The organism is Haloferax massiliensis (assembly GCF_001368915.1).
Lineage (GTDB): Archaea > Halobacteriota > Halobacteria > Halobacteriales > Haloferacaceae > Haloferax > Haloferax massiliensis.
Genome location: NZ_CSTE01000002.1, coordinates 723,095 through 749,484 on the forward strand (window position 1 = coordinate 723,095; position 26,390 = coordinate 749,484).

At 68.8% G+C, this 26,390-nt stretch carries 23 protein-coding genes and 2 pseudogenes; 11 read left to right on the plus strand and 14 right to left on the minus strand.

The features are described 5' to 3' along the window. The first annotated feature begins 202 nt into the window (after positions 1-202). Positions 203-1,540, plus strand: coding sequence for a permease (locus tag BN996_RS07665; RefSeq protein ID WP_089777998.1), 1,338 nt, complete (start codon positions 203-205; stop codon positions 1,538-1,540). Positions 1,541-1,618: 78 nt separating this feature from the next. Here BN996_RS07665 and BN996_RS07670 read toward each other — a convergent pair whose 3' ends face one another. The 7 genes and pseudogenes from BN996_RS07670 to mvaD form a co-directional block, all read right to left on the minus strand. Continuing rightward, positions 1,619-1,927 carry a non-histone chromosomal MC1 family protein gene (locus tag BN996_RS07670; RefSeq protein ID WP_042662490.1) on the minus strand — a complete coding sequence of 103 codons (309 nt, stop codon included), beginning with the start codon at positions 1,925-1,927 and terminating at the stop codon, positions 1,619-1,621. A gap of 96 nt (positions 1,928-2,023) precedes the next feature. Then, positions 2,024-3,010: a phosphotransferase gene (locus BN996_RS07675; RefSeq protein WP_089778001.1), complete on the minus strand. Its 987-nt coding sequence runs from the start codon at positions 3,008-3,010 to the stop codon at positions 2,024-2,026. Positions 3,011-3,095: 85 nt separating this feature from the next. Beyond that, a complete protein-coding gene (locus BN996_RS07680; RefSeq protein WP_089778003.1) occupies positions 3,096-3,788 on the minus strand; it encodes an HAD family hydrolase in 693 nt (230 codons plus the stop codon). Positions 3,789-3,884: 96 nt separating this feature from the next. Continuing rightward, complete coding sequence (locus BN996_RS07685) at positions 3,885-5,039, minus strand: acyl-CoA dehydrogenase family protein (protein ID WP_089778004.1); 1,155 nt, start codon at positions 5,037-5,039, stop codon at positions 3,885-3,887. Positions 5,040-5,163: 124 nt separating this feature from the next. Then, the gene (locus tag BN996_RS07690; protein ID WP_089778005.1) at positions 5,164-6,873 is read right to left on the minus strand and encodes a sensor histidine kinase; all 1,710 of its coding nucleotides are present in this window, start codon (positions 6,871-6,873) and stop codon (positions 5,164-5,166) included. Between the two features lie 161 nt (positions 6,874-7,034). Beyond that, positions 7,035-8,142: pseudogene (locus BN996_RS07695) on the minus strand (NAD(P)/FAD-dependent oxidoreductase). Positions 8,143-8,211: 69 nt separating this feature from the next. Beyond that, positions 8,212-9,186, minus strand: coding sequence for a phosphomevalonate decarboxylase MvaD (gene mvaD / locus BN996_RS07700; protein ID WP_089778007.1), 975 nt, complete (start codon positions 9,184-9,186; stop codon positions 8,212-8,214). Positions 9,187-9,694: 508 nt separating this feature from the next. Here mvaD and BN996_RS07705 point away from each other — a divergent pair. Further along, entirely contained in the window at positions 9,695-10,165 is a 471-nt protein-coding gene (locus BN996_RS07705; protein ID WP_226908722.1) for an SRPBCC family protein, read from the plus strand. Positions 10,166-10,194: 29 nt separating this feature from the next. Here the strand turns inward: BN996_RS07705 and BN996_RS07710 are convergent, their stop codons facing one another. The 3 genes from BN996_RS07710 to BN996_RS07720 all read right to left on the minus strand — a co-directional run bounded on the left by BN996_RS07710 (position 10,195) and on the right by BN996_RS07720 (position 12,120). Next, positions 10,195-10,848 carry a hypothetical protein gene (locus BN996_RS07710; protein WP_089778009.1) on the minus strand — a complete coding sequence of 218 codons (654 nt, stop codon included), beginning with the start codon at positions 10,846-10,848 and terminating at the stop codon, positions 10,195-10,197. A gap of 67 nt (positions 10,849-10,915) precedes the next feature. Next, on the minus strand, positions 10,916-11,497 hold the full coding sequence (locus tag BN996_RS07715) for a flavin reductase family protein (protein WP_089778011.1): 582 nt from the start codon (positions 11,495-11,497) through the stop codon (positions 10,916-10,918). Between the two features lie 191 nt (positions 11,498-11,688). Further along, positions 11,689-12,120, minus strand: a complete 432-nt coding sequence (locus BN996_RS07720) for a DoxX family protein (RefSeq protein WP_089778013.1) — start codon at positions 12,118-12,120, stop codon at positions 11,689-11,691. A 366-nt stretch (positions 12,121-12,486) separates the two neighbouring features. On the opposite strand from BN996_RS07720, the gene BN996_RS07725 reads away from it, so the two are divergent. From BN996_RS07725 to BN996_RS07735, 3 genes are all read left to right on the plus strand, one after another. Continuing rightward, complete coding sequence (locus BN996_RS07725) at positions 12,487-13,164, plus strand: DUF7522 family protein (protein WP_089778015.1); 678 nt, start codon at positions 12,487-12,489, stop codon at positions 13,162-13,164. Positions 13,165-13,204: 40 nt separating this feature from the next. Beyond that, positions 13,205-14,002 (plus strand): DUF429 domain-containing protein, encoded by a 798-nt coding sequence (locus tag BN996_RS07730; protein WP_089778017.1) that lies wholly within the window; start codon positions 13,205-13,207, stop codon positions 14,000-14,002. A gap of 360 nt (positions 14,003-14,362) precedes the next feature. Further along, on the plus strand, positions 14,363-14,806 hold the full coding sequence (locus BN996_RS07735) for a DUF7960 family protein (protein ID WP_089778019.1): 444 nt from the start codon (positions 14,363-14,365) through the stop codon (positions 14,804-14,806). 12 nt (positions 14,807-14,818) lie between these two features. On the opposite strand, the pseudogene BN996_RS07740 reads toward BN996_RS07735, so the two are convergent. Together BN996_RS07740 and BN996_RS07745 are read right to left on the minus strand one after the other, a co-directional pair. Beyond that, positions 14,819-15,059: pseudogene (locus BN996_RS07740) on the minus strand (hypothetical protein). Between the two features lie 76 nt (positions 15,060-15,135). Further along, entirely contained in the window at positions 15,136-15,420 is a 285-nt protein-coding gene (locus tag BN996_RS07745) for an acylphosphatase (RefSeq protein WP_089779870.1), read from the minus strand. Between the two features lie 173 nt (positions 15,421-15,593). Here BN996_RS07745 and BN996_RS07750 point away from each other — a divergent pair, with 173 nt between their 5' ends. The 6 genes from BN996_RS07750 (at position 15,594) to BN996_RS07775 (ending at position 23,984) form a co-directional block, all read left to right on the plus strand. Beyond that, positions 15,594-16,955 (plus strand): phosphopentomutase/phosphoglucosamine mutase, encoded by a 1,362-nt coding sequence (locus BN996_RS07750; RefSeq protein WP_089778021.1) that lies wholly within the window; start codon positions 15,594-15,596, stop codon positions 16,953-16,955. Positions 16,956-17,139: 184 nt separating this feature from the next. Then, on the plus strand, positions 17,140-18,270 hold the full coding sequence (locus BN996_RS07755) for a BMP family lipoprotein (RefSeq protein WP_089778025.1): 1,131 nt from the start codon (positions 17,140-17,142) through the stop codon (positions 18,268-18,270). A 223-nt stretch (positions 18,271-18,493) separates the two neighbouring features. After that, complete coding sequence (locus BN996_RS07760; protein WP_089778027.1) at positions 18,494-20,053, plus strand: ABC transporter ATP-binding protein; 1,560 nt, start codon at positions 18,494-18,496, stop codon at positions 20,051-20,053. Further along, a complete protein-coding gene (locus BN996_RS07765; RefSeq protein ID WP_089778029.1) occupies positions 20,050-21,318 on the plus strand; it encodes an ABC transporter permease in 1,269 nt (422 codons plus the stop codon). The genes BN996_RS07760 and BN996_RS07765 overlap by 4 nt, the downstream gene beginning before the upstream one ends. Further along, positions 21,315-22,418: an ABC transporter permease gene (locus tag BN996_RS07770; RefSeq protein WP_089778030.1), complete on the plus strand. Its 1,104-nt coding sequence runs from the start codon at positions 21,315-21,317 to the stop codon at positions 22,416-22,418. Before BN996_RS07765 ends, BN996_RS07770 begins: the two co-directional genes overlap by 4 nt. A 150-nt stretch (positions 22,419-22,568) precedes the next feature. Further along, positions 22,569-23,984, plus strand: coding sequence for a geranylgeranyl reductase family protein (locus BN996_RS07775; protein ID WP_089778032.1), 1,416 nt, complete (start codon positions 22,569-22,571; stop codon positions 23,982-23,984). Here BN996_RS07775 and BN996_RS07780 read toward each other — a convergent pair. Together BN996_RS07780 and BN996_RS07785 are read right to left on the minus strand one after the other, a co-directional pair. Next, entirely contained in the window at positions 23,959-25,245 is a 1,287-nt protein-coding gene (locus BN996_RS07780) for a sensor histidine kinase (protein WP_089778034.1), read from the minus strand. The two genes, BN996_RS07775 and BN996_RS07780, sit on opposite strands and share 26 nt — an antisense overlap. 128 nt (positions 25,246-25,373) lie before the next feature. After that, positions 25,374-26,390 (minus strand): amidohydrolase (locus BN996_RS07785; RefSeq protein WP_089778037.1); only part of this gene is annotated, 1,017 nt, incomplete at its 5' end.

Here is a 26,390-nt window from a genome sequence, read left to right on the forward strand (position 1 = left end):
ACCGTCTCGCGTCCCAACGGGGCGTCACTCACTGGAACGCACGTCGGACTGACGGTGCTTCGACGGCTCGTCTCGGAGGTTCACCCTCACGTTCCAAGCTCGCTTCCCCGACGGACTTCACAACCCAAACTCGCGCCGCGCCGAACCCCCGATTCTGCTAGGCACAACCCAGTTAGGGATGGCTCCCCTCATATCCAACCACATGGACCGAACCGAATACGCGATCCTCACGACCATCGCGCTCGCGACGGTTGGGCTCGGCGTGTTCACGACGCAACAGCCGCTCGGGACGTTCCTCGTCGAGAGCGCCCGAGAGGCGCTTTCGACCACCGCGGCCATGGCGTGGGTGACGTGGTGGGCGCTCGTCGTCGGCTTCGCCATCGCCGGCGGCGTCGAGGCGTGGACCTCCGGCGAGGAGGTCTCGGAGCTACTGGAGGGTCACGGCCCCCGCGAAATCGGCTACGGCTCGCTTTTCGGCTTCGTCTCCTCGTCGTGTTCCTACAGCGCCATCGCCACCGCGAAGAACCTGTTCAAGAAGGGCGGGTCGGCGGCGGCGACGCTCGGAGCGTTCATGTTCGCCTCGACCAACCTCGTCATCGAAATCGGCGCGGTCATCTGGATTCTGCTCGGCTGGCAGTTCCTCGTGGCCGACATCCTCGGCGGGTTCATGCTCATCGGGCTGATGGCGTTCGGCTTCGTCTACCTCGTTCCCGACGAGGTGGTCGAACAGGCCCGACAGAACGTCCAAGAGGAGGGGTCCGAGACCGTCCGCGACCCCGTCTGCGGGATGGAAGTCGATCCCGACGAGACGGAGTACTCCGTCGAACACGACGGGCGGACGTTCTACTTCTGTTCGAAGTCGTGCAAGGAGAGCTTCGACCCCGAGGAGGCCAACACGACGATTCGGGAGCGGGCCACGTCGCTGTCGGGGTGGAAGGCGCTCGCCGACAAGCAGTGGAAGGAGTGGGGGATGCTCTGGGACGAAATCGCCATCGGCTTCGTCTTCGCCGGCCTCATCGCCGGGTTCATCCCCGAGGCGGTGTGGACCTCGGTGTTCTCGGGGCCGACGTTCGGCCTGCCGGTGTACGTCTTCTGGACCGCGGTCCTCGGGGCCGTCATCGGCGTCGCCACCTTCGTCTGCTCGGTGGGGAACGTCCCGTTCGGGGCGGTGCTGTTCTCGAACGGGCTGCCGTTCGGGAGCGTCCTGAGCTACATCTACGCCGACCTTATCGTCCCGCCCATCATGGACGCCTACCGCGAGTACTACGGGACGAAGTTCGCGGCGATGCTCTCGGGGATGATATTCGTCGCGGCGGTGCTGACCGGCGTGGTCATCCACTTCGTCTTCCTCGGCGCGGGGCTCATCCCGTCGCCCGAGAGCGTCCAAATCGCGGAGGTGAGCATCGAGGCGGACTACAAACTCGTGTTGAACGTGTTCGCCACCGGCCTGTTCGGCGTCCTCTACTGGCTCCACCGCTCGGACTCGGTCGGAAACGAGGGACACGGCGGCCACGGCGAGGCGGCGCAGGCCGGCGACTGAACCGGGGACTCGACGCTCGGCGTGCGACGCGCAAAAAAACGAAGCCGGGTTCCTCGGACCCGCCGAAGCGTCTCAGGCTTACGCTTCGAGGTGTTCGATGCCCTGCTTCGAGACGTTCGCCCGGGTGACGTAGTCGTCCATCCACTCGGGTGCGTCGTCGTCTTTCTCCTCGGTCCACGCCCACCCCTCGTAGACGTGGACCCGGTCGGTCCCGCGCTCGCGGAGCCTGAGCGTCGCCTTCCCGTCGATGTCGTCGGGGCTCGCGGCGGGGTGGAGCCGCCGGGCGGCTTTCAGCGCCGCCTGCCGGGGATACGTTCCGCTGAACACGCTCGTCTCCTCGCCGTCTTCGACGAGGACGAAGTTTCGCTTGCCGTCTTCTCGTACCATGCGTGACCATACCACGCACTCCGAATTAGTAGTTCGTGTCGCCGAGAGTCACAGCGCGGCTTCGAACGGGGCCGACAGCACCGACTCAGACCGCGTTCACAACAGCGCGTCGAGTCGCGCCCGGTGGAAGTCGACCGCGGCCGACCCGGTCCGCTCGGGGTAGCCGGGGCGGGTCACTTCACCCGCCGAATCGACCGCCGAGCGGACGACGGCGGCGACCCGGTAGGCCCGCGGTACGGGCGGGAGCGGCCGGACCGACTCGTAGCCCGCGCGGAACGCCCGACGGAGCGGCGCGCCGTCTTCGACGTACCAGTCGGCGACGAGGTGTTCGACCTTGGCGACGGCGAGTCCCGGCGCGGCGGCTATCGGTCGTCCCCAGTCGAGCACGGCCGAGACCCGCTCGCCGGCGACGAGCGCGTTCCCGGGTCTGAAATCCCACGGGTAGAGGTGCGACGGCGGGTTCACGGGGAGCGAGGCGGCCGCGACGGCCTCCTCCAACTGCTCTCGAACCCCGTCGAACGCGGGCGGGAGCGCGGCGATTCCCTCGCGGGCGTAGGCGGCGAACCACGCTTCCCAGTCGTCGTCGCCGGCGCTCACGGCGTCGAACCCGCGGACCGGTTCCGACTCGAACTCGGTCGCGCTCCCCCCGTCGGCTCGCCGTCTCCCGCGGGCCGGCCGACCGAGCCGACCGTAGCCGTCGAAGGAAAACCGCTCGTGGAGTTGGCCGAGGCCGACGCCGAACGACCGGGCGACGCGTCGCTGAGCCGCCGAATCGAGCGAGACGAACCGCTCGTGGAGTTCGTCGCCCGGGGCGCGCTCGGCGACGACGTAGCCGACCCCGTCGAGCGCGCCCGACGCGAGGACGCGGGGGACCGGAATCGACGTGCGCTCGCGGACCGCCCGCGAGAGGGCGGCTTCGAGGGCGAGCGCCGCGGCGTCGGCCGCCGTCTGGACGACGACTTCCCCGCCGTCGGCGAACGTCGCCACCGCGGTCCGCTTGTGGTTCCCGTTCGGGACGCGGACCGTCGCCGCGACGCGTCGCTCGGGGAACTCGCGGGCGAGTACGCCCTCGACGGGGTTCATGGAACCACTCTAGGGGCGACGCGAACAAAGGTCCAGCGGACGCGGACCGGGCGTCGATGGCCACCCCGACGCCGCGGGAGCCGAGTCACGGGCCGCCGTCCAGAATCGCCGGGAAGTCGGCGAGCGACCGGAGGACGTACGCCGGCGCGTACGAGGCCGGGTCGGGGTCGCCTTCGTCGCCGATATCGACCGGGCACCACGCGGCGTCGAGGCCGGCGCGGTGGGCACCGTCCACGTCGAACTCCAGCGAGTCGCCGACGTGGAGGCTCGCGTCCGCCTCGGCGTCGAGGTCGGCGAGCGCCCGGTCGAACGGGTCGGGATGGGGTTTTCGCCGCGGCATATCGCCCGCGAAGACGACCGCGTCGAACGCGTCGACGATGCCGAGCGCGTCGAGTTTGATAGACTGCCGTCGCTCGGGCCCGTTGGTGACGAGGGCGACCGACGCGTGGTCGCGGGCGGCGGCGAGCGCCTCTTTCGCGCCCGGTCGGAACGAGACGGCCGAGTAGTCGACCGTCTCGACGAACCCGCGGGCGAGCGCCCGGGCGTCGACGCCCTCGCGGTCGTGCTTCGCGGCGACGCGCTCGAAGCCGTCGGCGAGGTAGCCCTCGTGGTCGCCGTGGTCCGGCGGGCCGTCGAGGGCGGCCCAGAGGTCCGACGGCTCGCCGAAGCGGTCGAGGCCGGCGGCGTCGAACGCGCCGGCGTAGATGGTCTCGCCGCTCTGGTCGTTCGTACAGAGCGTGTTGTCGAGGTCGAAGAGAATCGCGTCGAACGGTGCCACGCTCACTCTTGGAGCGGCGGCGGTAAAACCTCGTCCACGGGCGGCGCCGACCGCGGCGGCGAGGTTCCGCGAGTCGCGGGCAATGTCAGACCCGCCTCAGAAGCCCTTGCCGAGCAGTTCGCGGGCGATGATGTTCTTCTGAATCTCCGTGGTCCCCTCGTAAATCTGCGTTATCTTCGCGTCGCGGTAGAGCCGTTCGACGTCGTGGTCGTTGACGAAGCCGGCCCCGCCGTGAATCTGGACGGCCTCGTCGGCCACGTCGGTGGCGACGTTCGAGGCGAACTCCTTGGCCATCGACGCGAGCGCGGTCAGTCGGTCCTCGTCGTTGTCGACGCTCCACGCCGACTTGTAGGTCAACTGCCGGGCGGCCTCGGTCGCGGTGTGCATCTCCGCGAGCTTGTGTTGAATCGCCTGAAAGTCGCCGATGGAGCGGCCGAACTGCTCGCGCTCTCTGGCGTAGTCGAGCGCCCGCTCGCAGGCACCCTTGGCGATGCCGACCGCCTGCGCGGCCACCGCGGTCCGCGTCTCGTCGAAAAACTGCATGAGCTGGAGGAAGCCCATCCCCTCGGTGCCGACGAGATTCTCCGCGGGCACGCGAACGTCGTCGAAGACGAGTTCGGCCGTGTCGCTGGCGCGGATGCCCATCTTCCCGGTTATCTTGTCCGCGGCGAAGCCGTCGCGGTCGGCCTCGACGATGAGCTGCGAGAAGCCCGCGTAGCGGTCGTCCGCGTCGGGGTCGGTCCGGCACATGACGACGAAGTAGTCGCCGACGCTCCCGTTCGTTATCCACATCTTGCTGCCGTTTATCACCCACTCGTCGCCGTCCCTCTCGGCGCGGGTGCGCACCGAGGTCACGTCGGAGCCCGCCTGCGGCTCGCTGATGGCCGCGCCCATGACGGACTCGCCGTCCGTAATCGGCGGCAGGAAGCGCTCTTTCTGGTCGTCGGTGCCGAAGCTGATGATGGCCTCCGCGCCGAAGCCGGCGCTCGTTATGCAGAGCCCGATACCGGGGTCGACCGCGAACAACTCCTCGGTGACGAGGGCGTTCTCCAGCGAGGAGTAGCCGACGCCGCCGTACTCGACGGGGAAGTGCGCCCCCGTCAGCCCAATCTTCGACGCCTCGCGGACGATGTCCGCGGGGTACCGCTCCGCCTCGTCGTACTCGCCCGCGACGGGTGCGATTTCGTTTTCGGCGAACCGCCGGACCTCCTCGCGGATGGCCCGCTGTTCGTCCGAGACCGAATAGTCCATGATTGATTATCATATACGGGAGCGATAACAGTTGTGACACCGAGGAAAACGTGCGTCGAGTTGATTCTGTGGTCGGGGCGTCAGTCGGTCGAACACGCCAACTCAGTCGGTCAAGCCGGTCGGCTCAGTCGGCGGCCTCGACGGCCGCGAGCGGGAGTTCGATGACGAAGACGCACCCTCGTGGCTCGTTGTCCTCGATGCGGACGGTGCCGCCAAAGTTCGAGACGATGGTGTCGACGAGGTACAGGCCGGTCCCGGTGCCGGGGCTTTCGAGCCCCTTCGCGCCCTTCCCGAAGACGACCGACTTCTGTTCGTCGGAGATGCCGGGGCCGTCGTCGGCGATGCGGACGGTGACGCGCTCGCCGTCCGCGGTGCCCGCGACGGCAATCGACGGTTCGTCGCGGTCGCTGTGGACGACCGCGTTCTTCAGGACGTTCACGAACACCGAGTCGAGCAGGTCGTTGGCGAACACCGTCGCCGACGGGAGGTCGCCGACCGCGAACGTCGCGTTCGGATGCCCCTCGCGCACGTCTTCGACGGCCTCGCGGACCGCGTCGCCGACGTCGAGCGGTCTGCGGCGCTCGTCGTCGTTCGTCGCGCGCATCAGCTGTCCGAGCACGTCGGTGAGGTCGACGGTGTTGAGCGCCCGCCGGAGCGCGGTCTCCAACTGCGACCGCGCCTCGTCGGACAGCGGCTCGTGGTCGAGGACGATGTCGATGTACGCCGTCACGAGCTGCATGTCGTTTCGGATGTCGTGGCGGACGATGCGGTTGAGCACCTCCAGCTCGTCGTTTCTCGACTCCAAGGCGAGTTCGTAACGCTTCCGCGGCGTCACGTCTCGGACGGAGACGACCCACCCGATCGAGTCGCCCCCTCGGCCGAGCGGGATGCGCGTCAGTTCGACGTAGCGCTCGCCCGCGACGAGCGCGTCGCACGTCGGGGCGTCGCCGGCGAGGTCGCCGTAGTTCGGGACAGCCTCGCTCGCCGGGCGGCCGAGAAGCGGGCCGTCGGCTCCCAACAGCGGGCGGACGTGGTCGTTGACGTGGACGACGACTTCGTCGGCGTCGAGGACGACGAGCCCGTCGGTCGAGTGCGCGCCGGCGGCCGCGTAGGCGAGCGGGAGGATGTCGAGGAGCTTGTAGCGGTAGACGGCGATGCCGAACGTCACCGAGGGGACCGCGAGCGAGGCGGGAATGAGGTTGACGCCGCCGGCGAGCGGCGGCGCGCCGGTGAGTTCGAGCGCGGCGACGACCGACGGCACGACCATCCCGACGAGGAGGAGCGTCGCCTGCGTCCGGTAGGGGCGGTCGAGTTCGACGGCGTACTGGCCGATGACGCCGAGCCCGAGGAACAGAAGCACGAAGCCGTAGACGAGGCCGAACACGCTCACCGGGCCGTCGGTGACCGAGAGCGTCGTCACGCCGTCGACGGTCGACAACTGCCAGCCGGTGTAGCCCAGCTCCAGCGGGTTGGTAAAGAGGACGACGAGGAACACCGCCGGGACGACGTACAGCGACGCGACGACGTAGCGGTCGAGCAGTTCCCGGCGGCCGGTGTACGCGAGGGCGAAGACGAAGAACGTCGGCGCGGCCGCCATTGCGCCGACGTGGAGGAGCTTGTACGCGAGCAGTTTCGCGCCGGGGTCGACGAGGAGCAGTTTGACCGCCGTCGTCGCGGTCCAGAAGGCGACGGCGGCCGTCAGCACGGCGAACGAGACGACGGTCGGGTTCCGCCCGCGGCGGCGGACGAACAGGACCGCGTACGCCGAAAGGACGGCGGCGACGACCGCCGCGAAGACCATCGGGTAGGCGTAGGCCGTGTGCTGCCAGTTCATCGCGCGCCTCGTTCGGCGGTCACGGTCCGAACCGTGACTCCGCTGGCGCAGTCTCAGTCGTGCCCGGCATCGTAGACGATAGCCGGAGATACTCCGTCATCGGATAAAGAACTTCTCTGGAAGTGACCGCTCTTCGGCGCGGTCCTGCTGTCAGCGCCGCGTCAGGCGTGCAGTTCCTCGTCGACGAGGTCGACCGCCCGCGAAATCGCCCCGACGGAGGTGAGATGTCCCGCCCCGACGGTGGCTTTCATCGCCTTCGCGGCCTTCCCGCGGAAGATGCTCGGGCCGACCTGCGCGACCGCACCGTCGCCGACCGAGACAATCCAGCCGGGCACCTCGAAGCGGTAGGGGTCGGGCCGCGGGGCGAAGTCGTTCTCGCCGCCGGCGGTCTCGAACTCGACCTGCGCGGCGACGTTTCCGGCGACCGTCTTCGCCTCGCGGAGCGCCGCGGAGGCGCTCGCCGGCACGGTCCGCGTCGCCGACGACGAACGTCCGGCGGTCGAGTCGGAGGTCCGCCCTGACGGCGGGTCGCTCGCCGCCCATCGCCTCGTCGCCGGCGATGCCGCCGGTCCAGACGAGCAGGTCGTAGTCGATATCGCCGGTGTCGGTCGCGACGGTCGCGTCAGTCACCGACTCGACGGTCGTCTCGGTCCGAATATCGACGCCCCTGTCGAGGAGTTCGTCGCGGACCGCCCGCTGGAACGACTCGTCGAACGACGGCGCGACGGCGTCCAGTTGCTCGACGAGGACGATATCGGCGTGCGCGCCCTCCTCGTCGCGGAGCGCGGCGAGTTCGCCAGCGACCTGCACGCCCGACAGCCCCGCGCCGCCGACGACGACGGTGCCGCCCTCGTCGCAGTCGTCGAAAAAGCGGTCGCGGATGGCCTTCGCGTCCGCGACGCGCTTCAGCGGGACCGAGTGGGATTCGAGGCCGGGGATGCCGTAGTAGGCGGTCTCAGCACCCAGACAGACCGCGCAGTAGTCGTAGTCGATGGCGTCGCCCTCGGCGAGTTCGACGGTTCGCGCGTCGCGGTCGACGCCGGTCACGCGGTCGACGACGACCTCGGCGCGGTCGAGCGCCTCGTCGAGGGGGACCCGAATGGCGTCGGCGACCGCCGGTCGCCGAATCGCGCGGTGGACCTCGTGTTGGACGAGGTGGTGCGGGGCGTCGTTCACCACGGTCAGGTCGGCGTCGGCGGGGAGTCGGCGTTCGAGGTCGCGGGCGAGCGTGAGGCCCGCGTACCCGGCACCGAGAACCAGGACACGCATGACTGACGGGTGGGGCGCGAGAGAAAAGAGGGTGACGGCGGGCGCGGTTCGCGGCGGTCGGCCGCGCGCTCAGAACAGCGCCTCGGACTCGTCGAGCACCTCGGCGGGGCCGCCGACGCCCCACACGTCGGTCTCGACGCCGCAGTCGGCGACGGCTTCCTCGACGCGGTCGACGTGTTCCTCGGTGGTGTTGACGTAGACGCTCGCGCCGGTGTCGGTCGAGAAGTAGACCGGCACGTCCTCTTCGTTCCGGAGCCTGCGGACGGCGTTGAACACGGCGATGGTGCGCGGTTGCCAGTAGACCCAGCCGGCGGGCCCGGTCATCGTCGTCGCCGCGAGCGACAGCGAGTCGTGCTCGGCGAGTTCGAAGGCGGCGTCGAAGTCGGCGTCGTACAGCGCGTCGCGCATGTCGTCTATCTGGGCGTGGATGTGGGCCATCCGCGCCTGGAACATGTGGCTGTCGGCGGCCTCGGCGTGGGCCTGCTCGGTCTCCTTGTAGGCGGGGACGTGCGCGGCGACGATGCGCAGGTCGTCTTCGAGGTCGGTCTCGATGCGCTCGGAGCGGCAGTCGGTGTCGTTCATCCCCGAGTAGAGGTGCGAGACCGCGCCCGTGACGGCGCGGGCAGCGGACGCCGACCCGCGGCGAGCGATGGTCGAGACTTCGGGATGCGTCATATCGAGGCCGGCCGCCTCGGCGAGCGCCATCGCGGCCGCGGCGAACCCGGACGCCGACGACCCGAACCCGATGTTCGAGGGGAAGGAGTTCTCGCTTTCGAGGCGGACGCGGTGGTCGAAGTCGGCCAGCTCGCGGACCCGGTCGACGACGGCTCGGATGCGCTCCGCGCCGCGGCCCTCGACTTCCTCGCCGCCGATGACGTAGGTGTCCTCGTCGGCGTCGGGGAGGAACTCGACGGTCGTCTTCGTGTGGCTCGGGGCCGTGCAGACGCTGATGCTGTCGTGGTACGGCATTCGGCGCTCCGTGTCTCGCATCCCGTGATACTTCACGAGGCCCTGAATCGGGTGGGCCTTGGCGGTGGCCTTCATGTTCGAACGCCCGTCGGACTCGGGGTTAAACGTCCCGATAGGTGTCGACACCGGCGGGTAACGAGTATAGTCGGTCGGAAATCGAGTGCGCGCCGGCGGGAGGGCCGGCGCGGGTCGGTCGCAACAGTGCGCAGGAAGGACGCACGTTCTCCCTCTCCAGCGGGAGGCGGTCGAGTTCGATGCAGTATCGCTCGTTCGGTTACGTGGGTTGTCGTATCGTGGTCGATTAGCTGGGTTCGGTTCGATTGGTCGGTCGGACCCGATGCGGATGGTTCGTTGCTGTTCGTCGCGTCGTCTGCTCTGCCGCCTACTCTGCGGACTCGGATTCGTGCCCTCGCTCCCAGACGTTCGTGACGCTCTCGCCTGTCGGCGGCGTGTGGCTGACGTCTCGCATCGTCTTCGGGCGGTCACTCGTGTTGCTCATGTGTTGCCTTGGTAGTTGCTACCACGATTCGTGGATAAAGATTTCGGCGATATTATATTACGACTTATTAGCATACTAGGAGATATGAGGGGCGAGTCGAACCGGACCCGAACGCGTGTGGAACGAACACCGGACGGGCGGCGACTGGCCGTCTCCCGGCGGATTTCGGCTCCCGCGGACGCGGCGTGGGACGTGTTAGTGTCGGTCGCCGACTGGCCCGACTGGGGGCCGAGCGTGTCGGCCGTCCGCGGCGTCGACGGGCGAATCGAGGCGGGAAGTCGAGGCGAGGTCCGCGTCGCCGGCGTCTGGGTCCCGTTCAGCATCGAGACGTGCGACGACGAGGCCCGTCGGTGGACGTGGCGCGTGGCCGGGGTTCGCGCGACGGGACATCGCGTGAACCCCATCGGTCTCGACCGCTGTGAGGTGGCGTTCGAAGTCCCGGTTCTCGCGGGGCCGTACGCCGCGGTCTGTGCGGTCGCGCTTCGCAGAATCGAGCGACTCGCGGCGCGGCGACCCGCGGGGGAGCCGCCGTCGGGTGACAGAGACCCCGAGTGAGTGACCCCGAAACTGGGTCCGAACGCCGCTCAGAACGGACCGAGCAGGACGAACGCCGCGGCGACCGCCACGACGACCACGGCCGCGACGAGGAGCGCGAGCGCGCGACCGGAGCGGGCTTCCTCGGCGGCGTCCGCCTCGGCCGCGGCGCGGGCTTCCTCGGCGTCGATCTCGTCGACGATGTCCTCGAACTCCGGTTCGTGCGGCTCGTGATACTCGTCGATGATAGCCTCGTCGAGGTCGGCGTCTTCGAGCGCCTCTACGAGGTCGGGAAGCGCCACGAGGTCGATGGGGGCCTCGACCTCGCCGGGGTCGACGAGGAGGGCGCGGTCGCCGTCCTCGTCGGGTTCGTCGAGCTGTTCGTCGGCGGCGAACGCGAGCGCGAGGGTCTCCGCGGCCCGCGCTTCGTCGCCGGTCGTCAGGAGCGTCCCGTCGACGCCGCGGTCGTCGCAGCGCTCGGCGAACGCCTCGACGCTCCGGGCGTCGAACGCGGCTTCCACGTCTATCCAGACGACTTCGGTCGGTTGCGACTCCCTGTCGGGGGCCGCAAACAGGAACGTCCGCCCGTCGCGGACGCTCCGTTTCGTCCGCTCCCCGCGGGCCGCGCGGACCCGCTTGACGACGGTCGCCGCGTCGTCGGTATCGAGAAACGAGAGCACGCTCGACAACGACACGTCGCTCATTGTTCCGACAGACCGCGTATCTCGCGATAAAGCTTCGCGCCCCATTATCACCACGCGTAACTGGAGGTCAGTCCGGGCGAACGAGGTCGAACCGGTCGTCGGTCGTCGCGTACTCGCTGCCGGCGAGTCGGCCGACCGCGTCGAGTTTCGTCGTGTCGAGTTTGCCGTCGGTCAGCACCTCGTCGGCGACGTGCGCGTGGACGACCTCGCCGAGGACGAGCGTCGAAGAGCCGACCTCCATGCTGTCGTAGAGGGAGCACTCGAAGGCGACTTTGGCGTCGGCGACGCGCGGGGCGTCGACGCGGACGGCCTCGGCCTTCTCGATGCCGGCGTGGTCGAACTCGTCGACGCCGGACGGGACCGTCGCGGCCGTCTCGTTCATCGCCTCGACGACGTCTCGGGTGACGACGTTGACGACGAACTCGCCGCGCGAGACGGCGTTTCGCGGCGTGTCCTTCAGCGACGGACCGCGGCCGACCGGGGCGAAGACGACGACCGGCGGGTCGACGCTGGCGACGGTGAAGAAACTGTACGGCGCGAGGTTGTCGGCGTCGTCGCCGCGGGTGCTCACCCACGCGATGGGGCGGGGCACCACGGCCCCCGAAAGCAGGCGGTACGGCGAGCCGAAGGCGTCGGGCGCGCCGTCCATCAGCGACTCGCCTCCGCGGGCGGGCGCGGTCGGCTACTCGGCGGGAGGCGTGCGCGTATCGAATCCGGGATTGCGTGGGTCATGAACGGGAGTGTGGTGGGTTCGGACGCCGATGAATCTGTGGGACCGCGACGCGTCGGTCGTGCGTTCGGGGTTCGCGTCGAAAGTCGTGCGCGGGTCCGTCGGCGGAGTTAGAACAGCGTCAGGCCGACGGCGTAAGACCACGTCGTCCCGCTGAGCGCGAGGAAGACGAGCGCGCCGCCGAGCATGACGACGTTCTTGAGGAAGCCGGTCATCTCGGACTCCTGTTGGTCCTCGGGGACCGCCCAGAAGTTGTGGAACACCGGCGTCCCGACGAGGAGGAAGACGGCGACGGCCCCGGCGGCGAGCGCGGGGAAGACGCCGAGGACGATGCCGAGGCCGCCGAAGACGAGCATCCCGCCGGAGACGACGACACCGAGGCGGGGTGCCGGCAGGCCCTTCATCTCCGCGTAGCCGGTCATGTGGTCGAGGTTCATGAAGTGGTTGAGCCCCATGAACGCGAGCACCGCGCCGAAGAGGACGCGCGCGAGGAGGAACGCGACGTCCGCGCCGGGAGACGCGAACTGGAGCGCGACGCTCATCTCGGAACCTCCGTCGCGGCGGTGGTCGTGTGGCGGTCCGTCGTCCGAAGAGCTACTATCATTGCGTTACCTGGTACGAGACCGAACTGATATATGTGTTTGCTGACATACACGTTACCGGGTAACCGCACAGGTATCCGGTTACGTCGGCGTCACCCAATTTCTACAGCGTAGGTAGGTACTGATAGTCACTGTCGAGTTAGGGTGTTTAGTGGCTGACTGTGCCGGAACGTCACGCTCCGCCGTGCTATATGGTACATATATGGTATTCTAGTCCGACCCTCGAAAGATATACCCTGCTTGGCAGTAGATACCAATATGGGACGTGTCAATCATGATGAAAACGACCAGCGGAGAGTCTCGATTATGACCGAGACGTGGGATTCCGCCGGGTATATCGCGAGCTCACGGTACCGTCTGGCCGTGTGTCGGTACCTCTCTGAGCACGGTTCGGGACTGCCGTCTCGAATCGCCGCGGAGACCGACCTCGCACAGCCCCACGTGTCTCGGGCGCTCTCCGAACTTCGGGAGCGAGGAATCGTCGAGCTGTTGGTGCCGGAATCACAGCAGAAAGGGCGACTCTACGGGCTGACGGACCTCGGCGAACTCGCCTACGAGCGGGTCGCCCTCGACCGGGAGGCGGACGTCACCGTCGTCGACGACGGCGAGTTCCCCATGCCCGAACTGGCCTCGGAGCTTCTGGAGACGTACGGGGACACCCTCCAGGCGGTCGCGTGGTGTGAGCCGGTACAGACGCGGATTCGGTTCTTCGAGCAGTCGCTTCTCGACCGCTACGACGAAGACACCGTCAAGACGCTCGTCGCGACGCTCACGAACGAGGAGGCCATCGACGAACCGCTCGAAGACCTGCCCATCGGCGGGCCGGAACTCGTCGCGTTCGCCATCGACGACACGCTCATCGTCCGGGTCCCGCTCGAAGACGGCGTGAAACTGCTCGTCTCGCTCGACGCGAGTGTCGACGCGACGCTCAACGAACTCCGCGATACCTGTCGCCAGATGACGGCCGCGGTGCTCGACTCCTAACCCGGAGCGTTTCTTCCCCTTCGGGGACGTAGCTCGGTCCGTGCCACAGCGATTATGCCCCGTCGTCGGCGTCGACGGCTGTCGGTCCGGCTGGGTGTGCGCCGTCGCCGCCGCGGGCGGCCTCTCCGTGCGAGTCGTCGCCGACTTCGCCGCCGTCTGGGACCTCGCCCGCGAGCGCGACGCCGCGCGAGTGCTCGTCGACATCCCTATCGGCTTGCCCGACGCCGCCCGCCGGGCGTGCGACCGCGAGGCCCGCGAGCGACTCGGCTCTCGGGCCGCCACCGTCTTCTTCGCGCCCGTCCGGGCCGTCCTCGCCGCCGACTCCCACGAGGCGGCCAGCGCGGCCAACCGCGAGCGGACCGGGGCGGGCCTCTCCATTCAGGCGTGGAACCTCGTGCCCAAGATTCGCGAGGCCGACGCCGTCCTCCGGGAGACGCCGCGCGCTCGTGAGCGAGTGTTCGAATCGCACCCCGAACTCGCCTTTGCCGCGTTCGCCGGGGAACCCCTCTCGGAACCGAAATCGACGCCCGAGGGGCGCGCCCGCCGCCTCGACGCGCTCGGGACGGCGTTCGCCGGAGGCGACTCCGGCGACCGCGGTCCGGGAGCCGATGCGACGGACGGGCGGGGCTTCGACGCCGAGCGCGCCTACCGCGAGGCGCTGGACCGGACGCTCCGCCGCGACGTCGCCCGCGACGACGTCCTCGACGCCCTCGCCCTCGCCGCCGCGGCCCGGCGGCCCCTCGCGACGCTCCCGAGCGACCCGCCGACAGACGCCGCCGGACTGAAGATGGCGATTCGCGTCCCGACGGACGCCCGTCGTCGAACTCCCTCAGATTGACAATCTCGTATAGATAGCCTCGATATCTTGAAGTAAACAAGTATATAGACAACAATAGTGTTGGGTATTCTCTGAGGAGAAGATATTTATGCTCAGTGTTCAATCCAACAACTGGCGCGACCCGCTGTCGCCACCACGGAATATCCAGCCCAGCCCAACGCGTGATTCAGTGCCAGTACGCAGTCGGTCGCGCCTCCCGCTGCCTCTACTCGGGTTCGACGACCCCGCCCCGGTCTCGAACCCGACCGTTTCCACGCACTGAGCGTCTGCCTCGGTCGGCGTGTCGCCCTGTCGCCACCGGACGCCGAGTCCCGCGTCTCCGGCCCGAAGCTACATCTACGGCCCATCCTAACCCCGCGTATGTACACCGGCAGGACGGACCAGCCCTGCTGTCTCTGCGACGACCCGAAGACGGTCGCCCGCATCGCGGTCCCCCCGCGAGCGGTGACGCTCATGGAGAACGCCGCCCCCATCGCGTGGCGCGACATCGTCGGCGACGTGACGCTCCAGTTCTGCGAGAGCGACTGGGAACTCGTCACCGAGCTGGTCCTGGACCTCGGCATGCACCCGCTTTCGCGGTGTAACGTCGCCCGCGCGGACTTCAGCATCCGCGAGGACTTCGAGGCGCTCCTGAACAGCACCCGCGACGAACCCGACCAGACCGAGCAGGAAGACCGCATGCTCGCCGCGGCCCGCGCCGCCATCGACGACGCGGACGACCCGATGGTCGAGGAACGCGACCTCGTCGAGGCGCACGTCGTGGTCCGCGCGATGGCCGAACTCGGCGTCGACCGGCCGGCGTGAGTCGGGGGGCGCTCACACGCCGGTTCCCACGCCGAACAGCCGCGTCGACCCCCACGTGAGCACGACGATGCCGACGATGAAGACCGCGAGCGCCGTCATCATCGGAAACGGGGCGAGCGACGGCCCGGCGAAAAACGGCCCGCGGACGATGAGGAACGCGGTGCCCGCCGCGAGGCCGAGTCCGACGCTCGTCACGAGCGAAAAAAAACAGTTTGGCGACGCCGATTCCCCGCGTGTCGTTCCGGAAGCGCATGGGGACAGGTCCCCCGAACCCCGCTTGAACGATTTGGCCGTCTCGTTGATGTTATCGGCCGGTTGTCGGGTTCTCGTCAGCGTTCGATTCGAAAGCCGGTCTCGCCGTCCGGCTCCTCGTAGGTGACGTCCACGTCCTCGACGGTCGCCATCGGACTCCCCTCGTGGCACCACTCGACCATCGCCTCCACGTCGTCGCGGGGGCCCTCGAAGACGGCCTCGACGCGGCCGTCCGAGAGGTTCTTCACCCAGCCGTCGACGCCGCGGTCGCGGGCGGTGTCGCGGGTCGTCGCCCGGTAGTAGACGCCCTGTACGTTCCCGGAGACGTATACGTGCGCGCGAGTTCGACCGTGTTCGCTCATGGCCACCGTTTCGTCCGCCGCCGTCAAAGGCGTGCTGCCTCGGGCGGTCGATTCGGCGACTCGTCCGGGGGCCGATTTTCGTCTCCCAAAGCCCCCCGACCGACCCGTGCGCCCGCCTCGCACGCGTCCCCCGAACCGTCAGCATCTAAGTACGACCCACCCAACGCTGGACTATGGAACTCTTCGGCACCGCCGGTATCCGCGGGAGCGCGACGGAGCGAGTCACGCCGGAACTCGCCCTCAGCGTCGGCCGCGCCGCCGGCCGCGCCGCGCTCGAATCGGACGCTCCCGCCGAGTTCGTCGTCGGCCGCGACGGACGGACGACCGGGCAGGGCCTCGCCGCCGCCGTCGAGGCCGGCCTGCTCTCCGCCGGCGCTGACGTGACCCGCGTGGGCGTCGTCCCGACGCCGGCGCTCGCGTTCGCCTCGCGGGGTCGCCGCGGCGTCATGCTCACCGCCTCGCACAACCCGCCGACGGACAACGGCATCAAGATGTTCGTCGACGGTCAGGAGTACGACCGCGACCTCGAACGCGACATCGAGACGCGGGTCGAGGCAGACGCACCCCCGACCGACTGGGACGACTGGGGCGCGACGGGGACGAGCGGCGTCCTCGACGCCTACCGCGACGCGATCGTCGAGTTCGCCGGGCGACACGGGGCGGACCTCGACGGTCTCAGCGTCGCCGTCGACTGCGGCAACGGGATGTCCGCGCTCGGCACGCCGCAGGTGCTCCGCGACCTCGGCGCGCGCGTCGTCACGCTCAACGGGCAGATAGACGGCCACTTCCCCGGCCGCGAGTCGAAGCCGACGCCCGAGACGCTCGCGGACCTCATCGCGTTCGTCGCCGACGGCGACTTCGACTTCGGCATCGGTCACGACGGCGACGCCGACCGCATCGTCATCATCGACGGGAACGGCGAGGTCGTCCACGAGGACACCGTCATCGCCATCGTCGCCGAGCACTACGTCCGCGTCTCCGACGCCGAGGACCCGGTCGTCGTCACGACGCCGAACGCCTCGGGCCGCATCGACGAGCGGGTCCGCGAGGCCGGGGGCCGCGTCGAGCGGGTCCGCCTCGGCGCGCTCCACGAGGGCATCGCCAGCGCCCGCGCCGACGGCGGCGACGTGGTGTTCGCGGCCGAGCCGTGGAAGCACATCCACCCGTCGTTCGGCGGGTGGATAGACGGCGTCGCGTCGGCGGCGCTCATCGCCCGCCTCGCCGCCGAGTCCGGCATGGCCGGCCTGCGCGAACCGGTCACGGAGCGCCCGTACCGCAAGGTGAGCGTCCCCTGCCCCGACGAGAAGAAGCGGGCGGCGATGGCGGCGCTCGAAGCCTCGCTCCCCGACGCGATGGCCCCCGAGTCGGTCGACACCGAGTACGGCGTCCGACTGGAGTTCGCCGACGCGTCGTGGACGCTGGTCCGCCCGTCCGGCACGGAACCCTACATCCGGGTGTACGCGGAGGCCGACGACGTGGACGCGCTCGTCGACGAGGTGACGGCCGTCGTCGAGGGCGAAATCGAAGCCGCCTGAGCGGACTCCGAGGAGGGTTCCCCGGCGCACGCGACCCGGTGCGCCCCGAACTCGACGCCCGTGGACGTGAACCGGGGTCCCGTTCTCGACGATTTGCAATCGTGGTGATGCGACGCCGCTGAAACCGCGAAACGACACCTTTATGCAATTTTCGCGGCCCCTGTCTCAATAGGAGTTCATACATATGGACAGACGTTCTTTTGTCAAAGCGGCAGGGGTCGCGGGCATCGCGGGCCTCGCAGGTTGTACCGGCGGTCCGTCCGAGGGGAGCCAAGAGACGACCGAGGCGACGACCGAGTCGTCCGGCGGTGAGGAGACCACGACGAGCGAGCAGACGACCGAGTCGTCCGGTTCGGCGGCCAACGTCGGCATGGTCTACGCGCTCGGCGGTCTCGGTGACAAGTCGTTCAACGACGCCGCGAAGCGCGGCATCGAGCAGGCGGAATCGGAACTCGGCATCGCCTACGACGAGGCTCAGCCCTCGGCGGCGGAGGAGTTCCCGCAGTTCCAGCGCCGGTTCGCGCAGTCGTCGAACCCGGACTACGACCTCGTGTCGTGTATCGGCTACGCGCAGAAGTCCGCCCTCTCCGAAACCGCGCCGAGTTTCTCGGACCAGCAGTTCATGATCGTCGACGACGTGGTCGACGAGGACAACGTGGCGAGCTACCTGTTCCGCGAGGAGCAGGGCTCGTTCCAGGTCGGCTACCTCGCCGGCCTCATCACGACCCAGGAGTTCTCGGCCGGCTCCGGCTCGACGACGCCCGACTCGAAGAGCGTCGGCTTCGTCGGCGGCACCGAGACCGACCTCATCCGCAAGTTCCAGGCCGGCTACGAGGCCGGTGTGGCGCACGCGGACGAGGAGATATCCGTCGACGTGGCCTACGTCGGGTCGTTCTCCGACTCCGCGAAGGGGAAGGAGATAGCCACCTCGATGTACGACAACGGCGCGGACGTCGTCTACCACGCGGCCGGGGGCAGCGGCCTCGGCGTCTTCCAGGCGGCCAAAGAACAGGGTAAGTTCGCCATCGGCGTCGACTCCGACCAGTCGCAGACCGAGCCGAACTACGCCGACGTCATTCTCGCCTCGATGGTCAAGCGCGTCGAGTCGGCGGTGTACACCTCCGTCGAGAACGTCGTCAACGACGAGTTCAACGGCGGTTCCACCACGACCCTCGGCCTCGAAGAGGACGGCGTCGCCGCCGTCTACGGCGCGGAACTCGGTTCCGAAATCCCGCAGGACGTCAAGGACGCGCTCTCCGAGTCCCGCGAGGCCATCATCGCCGGCGACATCGAGATTCCGACGACGACCGAGTAACGCCGCACTCGACGCTCGCAGTTCTTTCGACGCCGCGCCCCGAGCGACTGCGTCCGGGATGAAGGAGTCAATATTGCCGATTCCGCACCGCGCGTAGTCGAACATGCCCGCGGGTTGAACAGTTCGAACTCCCCGATAACCGCCGCGACGCTCCGTGTGGACCACTCCCGCGCCGACTCGAATCCCACGAGTTTAAGCGAACCCCCCCGAAAAAAGGGTCAAGATGAGCACCGCTGTTCATCTCGACGAAATCACAAAACGGTTCCCCGGCGTCGTGGCGAACGACGACGTGGACCTGACCGTCGAGCGCGGCACGGTGCACGCACTTCTGGGAGAGAACGGGGCCGGCAAGACGACGTTGATGAACATCCTCTACGGGCTCTACGAACCCACTGAGGGGACCGTCCGCGTGGACGGGGAACCGCGGGACTTCGATTCGCCCGCGGACGCCATCGACGCCGGAATCGGTATGATTCACCAGCACTTCATGCTGGTCGACCCCATGACGGTCGCCGAGAACATCGTCCTCGGCAACGAACCGCGCAAGTGGTTCGACACGACCGTCGACCGGGAGCGCGCGCGCCAAGAGGTCATCGACCTCTCGAACCGATACGGATTCGACGTGGACCCCGACGCGGCCATCGAGGACGTGAGCGTCGGCGTTCAACAGCGCGTCGAGATTCTGAAAGCACTCTACCGCGGGGCCGACATCCTCATTCTGGACGAGCCCACCGCGGTCCTCACCCCGCAGGAGGTCGAAGAGCTGTTCCGCGTCTTCGAGGAGCTGACCGCCCAGGGCAAGACGATTATCTTCATCAGCCACAAGCTCGGGGAGGCGATGCACGCCGCCGACGACATCACCGTCCTCCGAAACGGGAAGAACGTCGGCACGGTCCAGGCTGACGAGACCTCCAACGAGGAGCTCGCCGAACTGATGGTCGGCCGCGAAGTTCTCCTCGAACCGAAGGCCGAACCGCAGGAACCGGGCGACGAGGTGCTCGCGGTTCGGAACCTCTCTGCGGAGGACAACCGCGGCGTCCCCGCCGTCTCCGACGTGTCGTTCGACATCCGCGAGGGCGAGGTGTTCGGTATCGCCGGCGTCGACGGCAACGGCCAGTCGCAGTTGGTCGAGGCCATCACCGGCCTGCGGACGCCGACCGGGGGGGCGATTTCCTACAAGGGCCGGGACATCACCGACGCCTCGCGCCGCTCCCGAATCGCCGACGGGATGGCGTACATCCCCGAGGACCGCCACGAGCGCGGGCTCGTGATGGACTTCGACCTCGTTCAGAACGGCATCCTCGGCAGCCAGCACAGCGCGACGTTCGCCGCCGACGGCCGGATACACTGGTCCGACGCGCGCGACCACGCCGAGCGAATCATCGACGAATACGACGTTCGACCGCCCCACGCCGACGCCGACGCCGAGTCCTTCTCCGGCGGCAACCAACAGAAGTTCATCGTCGGCCGCGAGTTCGAACGCGAACCGGACCTCGTCGTCGCCACCCACCCGACCCGCGGCGTGGACATCGGCGCGATGGAGTTCATCCACGAGCGGCTCTTGGACCTCCGAGCCGAGGGCAAAGCGGTGCTCCTCGTCTCCTCGAAGCTCGACGAGGTGCAGGGCCTCTCGGACCGCCTCGGCGTCATGCACGACGGCGAACTCATGGACATCGTAGACCCACGCGACACCACCGAAGAAGAGATCGGCCTGCTCATGGCCGGTGAACGCCCCGACGCCGACGCGACCGACGCGGAACCGCCCGTGGGTGACGCCAGATGAGCGCGGTCGAGAACGCGAAAGCCGTCCTCCGGCGGCTGACGGCCGCCTCCGCGACCGAGCGCATCCTCATCAGCTTCGCCGCGCTCGTCATGGCCGTGCTCGTCGGCGCGGTCATCATCCTCGTCTCCGGCCGCATCACGACGTGCCAGACCGCGGCGACGACGCTGTTCGGCACCGGCTTCTGTTACGACCCCGTCGAGGTGTACCTCGTGCTGTTCAACGGGGCGCTCGGCGAGCCGTTCCTCGTGAACAGCCCGGGGATTCTCAAACCGTTCAACCCCGACTGGAACCCGCTGAACTTCGGGTTCGCGCTCACGCTCAAGGAGACGACGCTCCTCATCTTCACCGGCCTCTCGGTCGCCGTCTCCTTCCGCGCCGGCCTGTTCAACATCGGGACGCAGGGACAGCTCGTCCTCGGCGGCCTCGCGACGGCGCTGTTTTCCTTCTTCGTCGCGCCGATGCTCCCGTCGGGGCTCGTCGGCGGCCTCATTTTAATTCCGCTCGCCGTCATCGTCGGCGCGCTCGTCGGCGGTCTCTACGGCGCGATTCCGGGCGCGCTCAAGGCGTACGCCGACGCCAACGAGGTCATCACGACCATCATGCTGAACTTCATCGCGGCGCAAATCGCGTTCGTCCTCGTCAGCGAGTTCTACGGCAATCCCGACTCGCAGGTCGTCGAAACGACGCCGCTTCCCGACTGGGCGACGCTCCTCCCGGTGGCGTTCCCGCAGGGCGGCGACTTCTCGATTCTCGCGCTCGCGTTCGGTCTCGCGCTCGTCGTCGCCGTCTGGTTCCTGCTCGAACAGACCTCGTTCGGGTACGACCTCCGGACGAGCGGCGAACAGCCGGAAGCGGCCGAGTACGGCGGCGTCGACGCCAAGCGCACGACCGTCACGAGCATGTTCCTCTCCGGCGCGCTCGGCGGCATGGGCGGCGCTATCTGGGTGCTCATGGTCATGGGCAAGTGGCAGGCCGGCGTCCCCGCGCTCGGGTTCGACGGCATCACCGTCTCCATCCTCGCGGGGAACAACCCGTTCGGGGTCGTCCCGGCGGCGCTCCTGTTCGGAACGCTCAAGTCCGGCTCGCTCGCGGTCCAGTTCGGGACCGGCGTCCCGAAACAGCTCGTCGGCGTCCTCCGCGGGCTCATCATCCTGTTCGTCGCGATGCCAGAGTTCTTCCGCATGCTCGGCTCCGCCATCGACCTCGAACCGGACCGCGAGACCGTGGCCACGGACGGCGGCTCCCTCGGAGGTGACGACGAATGAGTACGACAACCATCGACCGACTCCGCGACACCGAACTGTCTTACAGAGCGACCCTCGCCGGCGGGGCGCTGAGCGTCTTCCTGCTCATCGCGCTGCTCGGCCTCGTCTTCCCGGGCAGTATCTGGGGGAACCTCCTCGCCATCCTCACCAGTCGGAGCACGCTCTCGTCGGCGCTCCGGCTCTCGGTGCCCATCACCTTCGCCGCTCTCGGCGGTATCTTCTCCGAGAAGGCCGGCGTGGTGAACATCGGGCTGGAGGGTCTGCTCATCATCTCGGCGTTCACCGCGGTCATCACCACGGCCGTCGTCGGCCCCGAGATGACCGTCCTCGGCCTGCCGGCCATCTGGATCGGCTTCTTCGCCGGCGTCCTCTCGTCGGTGCTGTTCTCGGCGCTGTTCGCCGTGGTCTGCATCCGCTTCAAGGCCGACCAGATTATCGCCGGCCTCGCCGTCTGGCTCATCGCGCTCGGCCTCGCGCCGTTCGCGGCGACCGTCTACTACGGCGGCGTCAACACCGACAACCTCGGGACGACCCTCGGGACGTGGACGATTCCCGTCCTCTCGGACATCCCGTTTTTCGGCGCGCTGTTCGACGCCGACCCCGCGGTGTACATGATGCTCGTCGCGGTCCCGGCGTCGTGGTACGTCCTGAACCGCACGGCGTTCGGCCGCCACGTCCGCGCGTCCGGTGAGAACCCGAAGGCGCTCGACACCGTCGGCGTCGACGTCAGCCGCGTCCGCTACGCGGGCGTGCTCCTCTCGGGCTTCCTCGCCGGCATCGGCGGCTCCGCGCTGTCGCTCGGCCTCGGCCAGTTCGTCGGGAACAACCAGACGATGGTCAACGGGAAGGGCTTCATCGCCATCGTGGCGTTCCTCTTCGGGAACTACAACCCCATCGGCGCGTTCGGCGCGTCGTTCCTCTTCGCGGGGCTGGAGGCCGCCCAGATCCGCCTCCAGCAGATTCCCGGCTACGGCGTTCCCGACTCGCTCATCCAGACGGTTCCGTACGTGACGGTCCTCGTCGTCCTCGCGCTCGTCGGCCGCACCCGCATCCCGGCCGCCTCCGGCGAGCACTACGACACCGGCGACGACAACCGCTGACCGACCCGGACTCCTCGCGTTTTCGTTTTCTCCTGTCGCTTCTCTCTCAGCCGAGCGCCGCGTCTCGTCGGGAGCGGTTCCCGCGGGACTCGCCCCGCGCGGTCGGTGCGGGAGTAAAGAGTTTTCAGCCCGCGATATGGAGGTGATACCATGTCCACAGACGAGAACGACACCGCCGAGGAGTCCTCGGCGAGCCCACGGACCCGGTCCGTGGACGTGGTGGTCGTCGGCGCGGGAACCTCCGGCTGTTACGCCGCCGCGACCATCGCGAACGCGGGCTACGACGTGACCATCGTCGAGCGCAAGCCCGCGGAGGAAGCGGGGCACATCGCCTGCGGCGACGCTCTGAAGGGCGCGGACGCCTTCCCCGAGGCGATTCCGAAGTCGAAGATCGAGCCCGCGTTCACCAACACCGAGGTCGACCACGGCCGCTTCGAGATTCCGCAGGAGGACACCGTCCTCGACATCCCGGTCCCCGGCGAACTCGCCGTCATCGACCGCTGGGAGTACGGCCGCCTCATCATCGAGGGCGCGGAGGAAGCGGGCGCGGAACTCCACTACGACACGGTCGTCCAAGACGTGAAACAGGACGACGACGGCACCGTCACCGGTATCGTCGGCAAACACGACGGCGAGGTCGTCGAGTACGACGCCGACATCGTCATCGACGGCGCGGGCTCGCTGTCGCTCCTGCAGGACAAGGTGGACTTCTCCGACGCCACCTTCGACACGAACGTCTCCTACCAGCACTTCTCGTCGGCGTACCGCGAGGTCGTCGAGGTCCCCGAGCCCGTCGAGTGGTCGGACGCGCTCGTGTTCAAGCCCGCCGAGGTCGCCGCGGGCTACGTCTGGTACTTCCCGCGGACTGAGACGACCATCAACGCCGGCCTCGGCTTCCAGATGACAGAAGAGCCGATGAAGCTCGTCGACGACCTGAAGCGGGACCTCCGCGAGCGCCCCGAGTTCGAGGGCGCGGAGGTCGTCGACAAGCTCGGCGCCGCCCTCCCGACCCGTCGGCCCTACGACTCGGCGACCGCGCCGGGCTACATGGCCGTCGGCGACGCCGCGGCCCACGTCAACCCGACGACCGGCGGCGGCATCGCCGGCGCGGCCTACGCCGGGAAGTACGCCGGCGAGCAGGCCGCTATCGCGCTCGAAGCCGGCGACGTGAGCGAGGAGATGCTCTGGCGCTACAACCGGCGCGTCATGGACCACTTCGGCGGCCGCTACGCCAGCCTCGACGTGTACAACATCCTCTCGACCGCCGTCGACGTGGACGACCTGATGGGGCTCATCGCCTCCATCCCCGGCGAGAAGCTGGCGGAGGCGCTCTACTCCGGAACGACCTCGTTCGGCCCCGTGCTCCTCGCGCAGACCGCGGCGTCGAGCTACGGCCACTGGAGCCAGATTTACGAGTTCTTCAAAATCAAGCGCCTCGCCGACGAACTGCTGGCTCACTACGGTCGCTATCCGAGTCGGCCGAGCGCGCTCGAAGGCTGGAAAGTCGAGCGGGACCGCATCATGGACGACATCTACGAGCTCACCGGCGCGGACCCGAAGTACTGACCTCGGTCTCTCCGGCGAACGAGACGCCTCGGAACTCGAACCGCGCCCCGCCGGTTTCTCCGGTCGTCGCCCGCACCTCCCAGCCGTGCGCGTCGGCGACGCCGGCGACGATGGCGAGACCGAGGCCGGTCCCCCGCGCGTCGGTGCTGTAGCCCGACTCGAAAACGCGCTCCTGTTCTTCCGGCGGGATGCCGGGGCCGTCGTCCTCGACGAAGAAGCCGTCTTCGAGCGGGCCGACGCGGACGTTGACGCCCGGTGTGCCACCGTCGGCGTCGGCTATCGCCCGACGTCCCCCCGCGTCTGCCGCGCTCTTGTCGGCGGCGGTAGACGACTTCTCCGTCGGAACGCCGCGGCCCGCGGTATCGTCGGGGGACTCTCGGCTGCCCGTCGAGCCGCGCTCGACTGCGTCGCCGGCCGGGGACCGGTTGCCCGTGGACCCGTGTTCCACGGGGTCACCAGACGCAGTCCGGTTGCCCGTCGAACCGTGTTCGACTGCGTTCCGAAACAGGTTCTCGAAGACGGCGGTGAGTCGGCCCCTGTCGGCGAGCAGTTCCGCGTCGGCCTCGACGGTGAGCCCCGACGCCCCGAGGCTGGTGTTCGTCACCGCGTCGGCGGCCACGGTGGCGAGGCTGACGGGTTCGACGTCGCCGACCGACTCGCCGACGCGGGCGAGCTGCAGCACGTCCTGAATGAGCGCCTCCATCCGGTCGTGGGCGTCGGCGACCGTCGAGAGGTGGTCGGTCCCGTGACCCTCGCGGACGAGTTCGAGTCGCATCTGGGCGACGTTCAGCGGGTTGCGGAGGTCGTGGGTGACGACCGACGCGAACTGGTCGAGCCGCTCGTTGCGGCTGCGCAGGTCCGCCTCGCGGGCGTCGCGGTGGTTCGACCACCGGGCCGCGCCGACCGCGAGCGCGACCGACCCGACGAGGAGCGCCCCGTCCTCGAAGACGAGCGTGAACGCCTCGGGCTGGGCGACGACCTCGTCGACCGCGTCGGTGACGGCGTAGACGGCGAACAGCGCGGTCCCGACGTACAGCGGCCGCCAGACCGCCTGCACGTCGCGGACGCTCCCGATGACGAACGCGCCGACGAGGGGAATCGGGACCAAGAGGAGTTCGACGGCGAACCGAAGCCACCGGACCTCGGGGCTGTCGGGGAAGACGGCGACCTGGACGACCGCGACGCCGACGGCGATGCCGACGACTGCGAGACCCGGACGCAGGTCTGTGTCTTCGGTCGATTCACCTCCGAGGAGCCCCATCGCTGGCGGCTATGCACGGGGGGGACAAATAACCGCTGGCGGTTACCGCGGCGGATTCGGGCGACCGCGCGTCGTTTCCGGCGGGGCGAGCCGCCCGGAGCGGGCTCGAACGGCGCTCTCGGCGCGTCTCAGGGGCGCTCGGCCGCGATTCGCTCGACGCTGCCGGCGAGCACGTCGACGGCGATGCGGATGGTTTCCTCGTCCACGTCGAACGTCCGGGTGTGGTGGCCGCCGGGGTGGTCGGTGCCGACGCCGACGTAGGCTGCGAGGCCGCCGCGGTCCTGCACGCGCTGCATGAGGTACGTCGCGTCCTCGCTCCCGCCGAGTTCGTCGCTGTCGAGGATGGAGGCGACGCCCTCGACGCCCTCGCTCACGCCGCCGACGACGGCCGCGAGCGCGTCGTCGCTCCGGGCGCTCGGGGCTTTCCCCTCGACGTTGATTTCGACCTCGCAGTCGTGCATGACGGCCGCGGACTCGATGACGGTGTGGGCGCGGCCCTCGACGTACTCCATGAGTTCCGTCGTCGCGCCGCGCACCTCGCCCTCGATGAACGCCTCCTCGGCGACGATGTTCGTGGCGGTGCCGCCGCCCATCAGGCCGACGTTGACGCGGGTCGCGCCGTCGGAGTGCCGGGAGATGCCGTAGAGGTTCTGGGTGGCCGTCGCGGCCGCGAGGTTCGCGTTCTTTCCTTCCTCGGGCTTCGCGCCCGCGTGGGCCGGCGCGCCGGTGAACTCGGCGCGGAAGTGCGAGACGGCGAGGAAGCCGTCGACGCCGCAGACGACCTCGCCGGTCGGGTGGTCGAGGCCGACGTGGAGCGCGAGCAGGTAGTCCACGTCGTCGAGGTGGCCGCCCTCGGCGACGGCCTTGCCGCCGGCGACCTGTTCCTCGCTCGGTTGGAAGAACACCTTGAACGTCCCCTCGAAGTCGGAGTCGATGACGGCGTCGAGGACGCCGAGGCCGATTGTCGCGTGGGCGTCGTGGCCGCAGGCGTGCATGAACCCCTCGTTCTCGGAGCGGAAGCCCTCGGCGGCCGGGAGGTGGTCGTCGGCCTCGGACTCGGGGATGGGGAGCGCGTCGATGTCGACGCGGAGGCCGACGGTCGGCCCCTCGCCGCGTTCGACGACCGCGACCGCGCCGGTGTAGCC

Coding starts and splice junctions, on each gene's coding strand:
- BN996_RS07665 (WP_089777998.1), top strand. CDS start 203: ATGGACCGAACCGAATACGCGATCCTCACGACCATCGCGCTCGCGACG.
- BN996_RS07670 (WP_042662490.1), bottom strand. CDS start 1,927: ATGGTACGAGAAGACGGCAAGCGAAACTTCGTCCTCGTCGAAGACGGC.
- BN996_RS07675 (WP_089778001.1), bottom strand. CDS start 3,010: ATGAACCCCGTCGAGGGCGTACTCGCCCGCGAGTTCCCCGAGCGACGC.
- BN996_RS07685 (WP_089778004.1), bottom strand. CDS start 5,039: ATGGACTATTCGGTCTCGGACGAACAGCGGGCCATCCGCGAGGAGGTC.
- BN996_RS07690 (WP_089778005.1), bottom strand. CDS start 6,873: ATGAACTGGCAGCACACGGCCTACGCCTACCCGATGGTCTTCGCGGCG.
- mvaD (WP_089778007.1), bottom strand. CDS start 9,186: ATGAAGGCCACCGCCAAGGCCCACCCGATTCAGGGCCTCGTGAAGTAT.
- BN996_RS07705 (WP_226908722.1), top strand. CDS start 9,695: ATGAGGGGCGAGTCGAACCGGACCCGAACGCGTGTGGAACGAACACCG.
- BN996_RS07710 (WP_089778009.1), bottom strand. CDS start 10,848: ATGAGCGACGTGTCGTTGTCGAGCGTGCTCTCGTTTCTCGATACCGAC.
- BN996_RS07715 (WP_089778011.1), bottom strand. CDS start 11,497: ATGGACGGCGCGCCCGACGCCTTCGGCTCGCCGTACCGCCTGCTTTCG.
- BN996_RS07720 (WP_089778013.1), bottom strand. CDS start 12,120: ATGAGCGTCGCGCTCCAGTTCGCGTCTCCCGGCGCGGACGTCGCGTTC.
- BN996_RS07725 (WP_089778015.1), top strand. CDS start 12,487: ATGACCGAGACGTGGGATTCCGCCGGGTATATCGCGAGCTCACGGTAC.
- BN996_RS07735 (WP_089778019.1), top strand. CDS start 14,363: ATGTACACCGGCAGGACGGACCAGCCCTGCTGTCTCTGCGACGACCCG.
- BN996_RS07745 (WP_089779870.1), bottom strand. CDS start 15,420: ATGAGCGAACACGGTCGAACTCGCGCGCACGTATACGTCTCCGGGAAC.
- BN996_RS07750 (WP_089778021.1), top strand. CDS start 15,594: ATGGAACTCTTCGGCACCGCCGGTATCCGCGGGAGCGCGACGGAGCGA.
- BN996_RS07755 (WP_089778025.1), top strand. CDS start 17,140: ATGGACAGACGTTCTTTTGTCAAAGCGGCAGGGGTCGCGGGCATCGCG.
- BN996_RS07760 (WP_089778027.1), top strand. CDS start 18,494: ATGAGCACCGCTGTTCATCTCGACGAAATCACAAAACGGTTCCCCGGC.
- BN996_RS07765 (WP_089778029.1), top strand. CDS start 20,050: ATGAGCGCGGTCGAGAACGCGAAAGCCGTCCTCCGGCGGCTGACGGCC.
- BN996_RS07770 (WP_089778030.1), top strand. CDS start 21,315: ATGAGTACGACAACCATCGACCGACTCCGCGACACCGAACTGTCTTAC.
- BN996_RS07775 (WP_089778032.1), top strand. CDS start 22,569: ATGTCCACAGACGAGAACGACACCGCCGAGGAGTCCTCGGCGAGCCCA.
- BN996_RS07780 (WP_089778034.1), bottom strand. CDS start 25,245: ATGGGGCTCCTCGGAGGTGAATCGACCGAAGACACAGACCTGCGTCCG.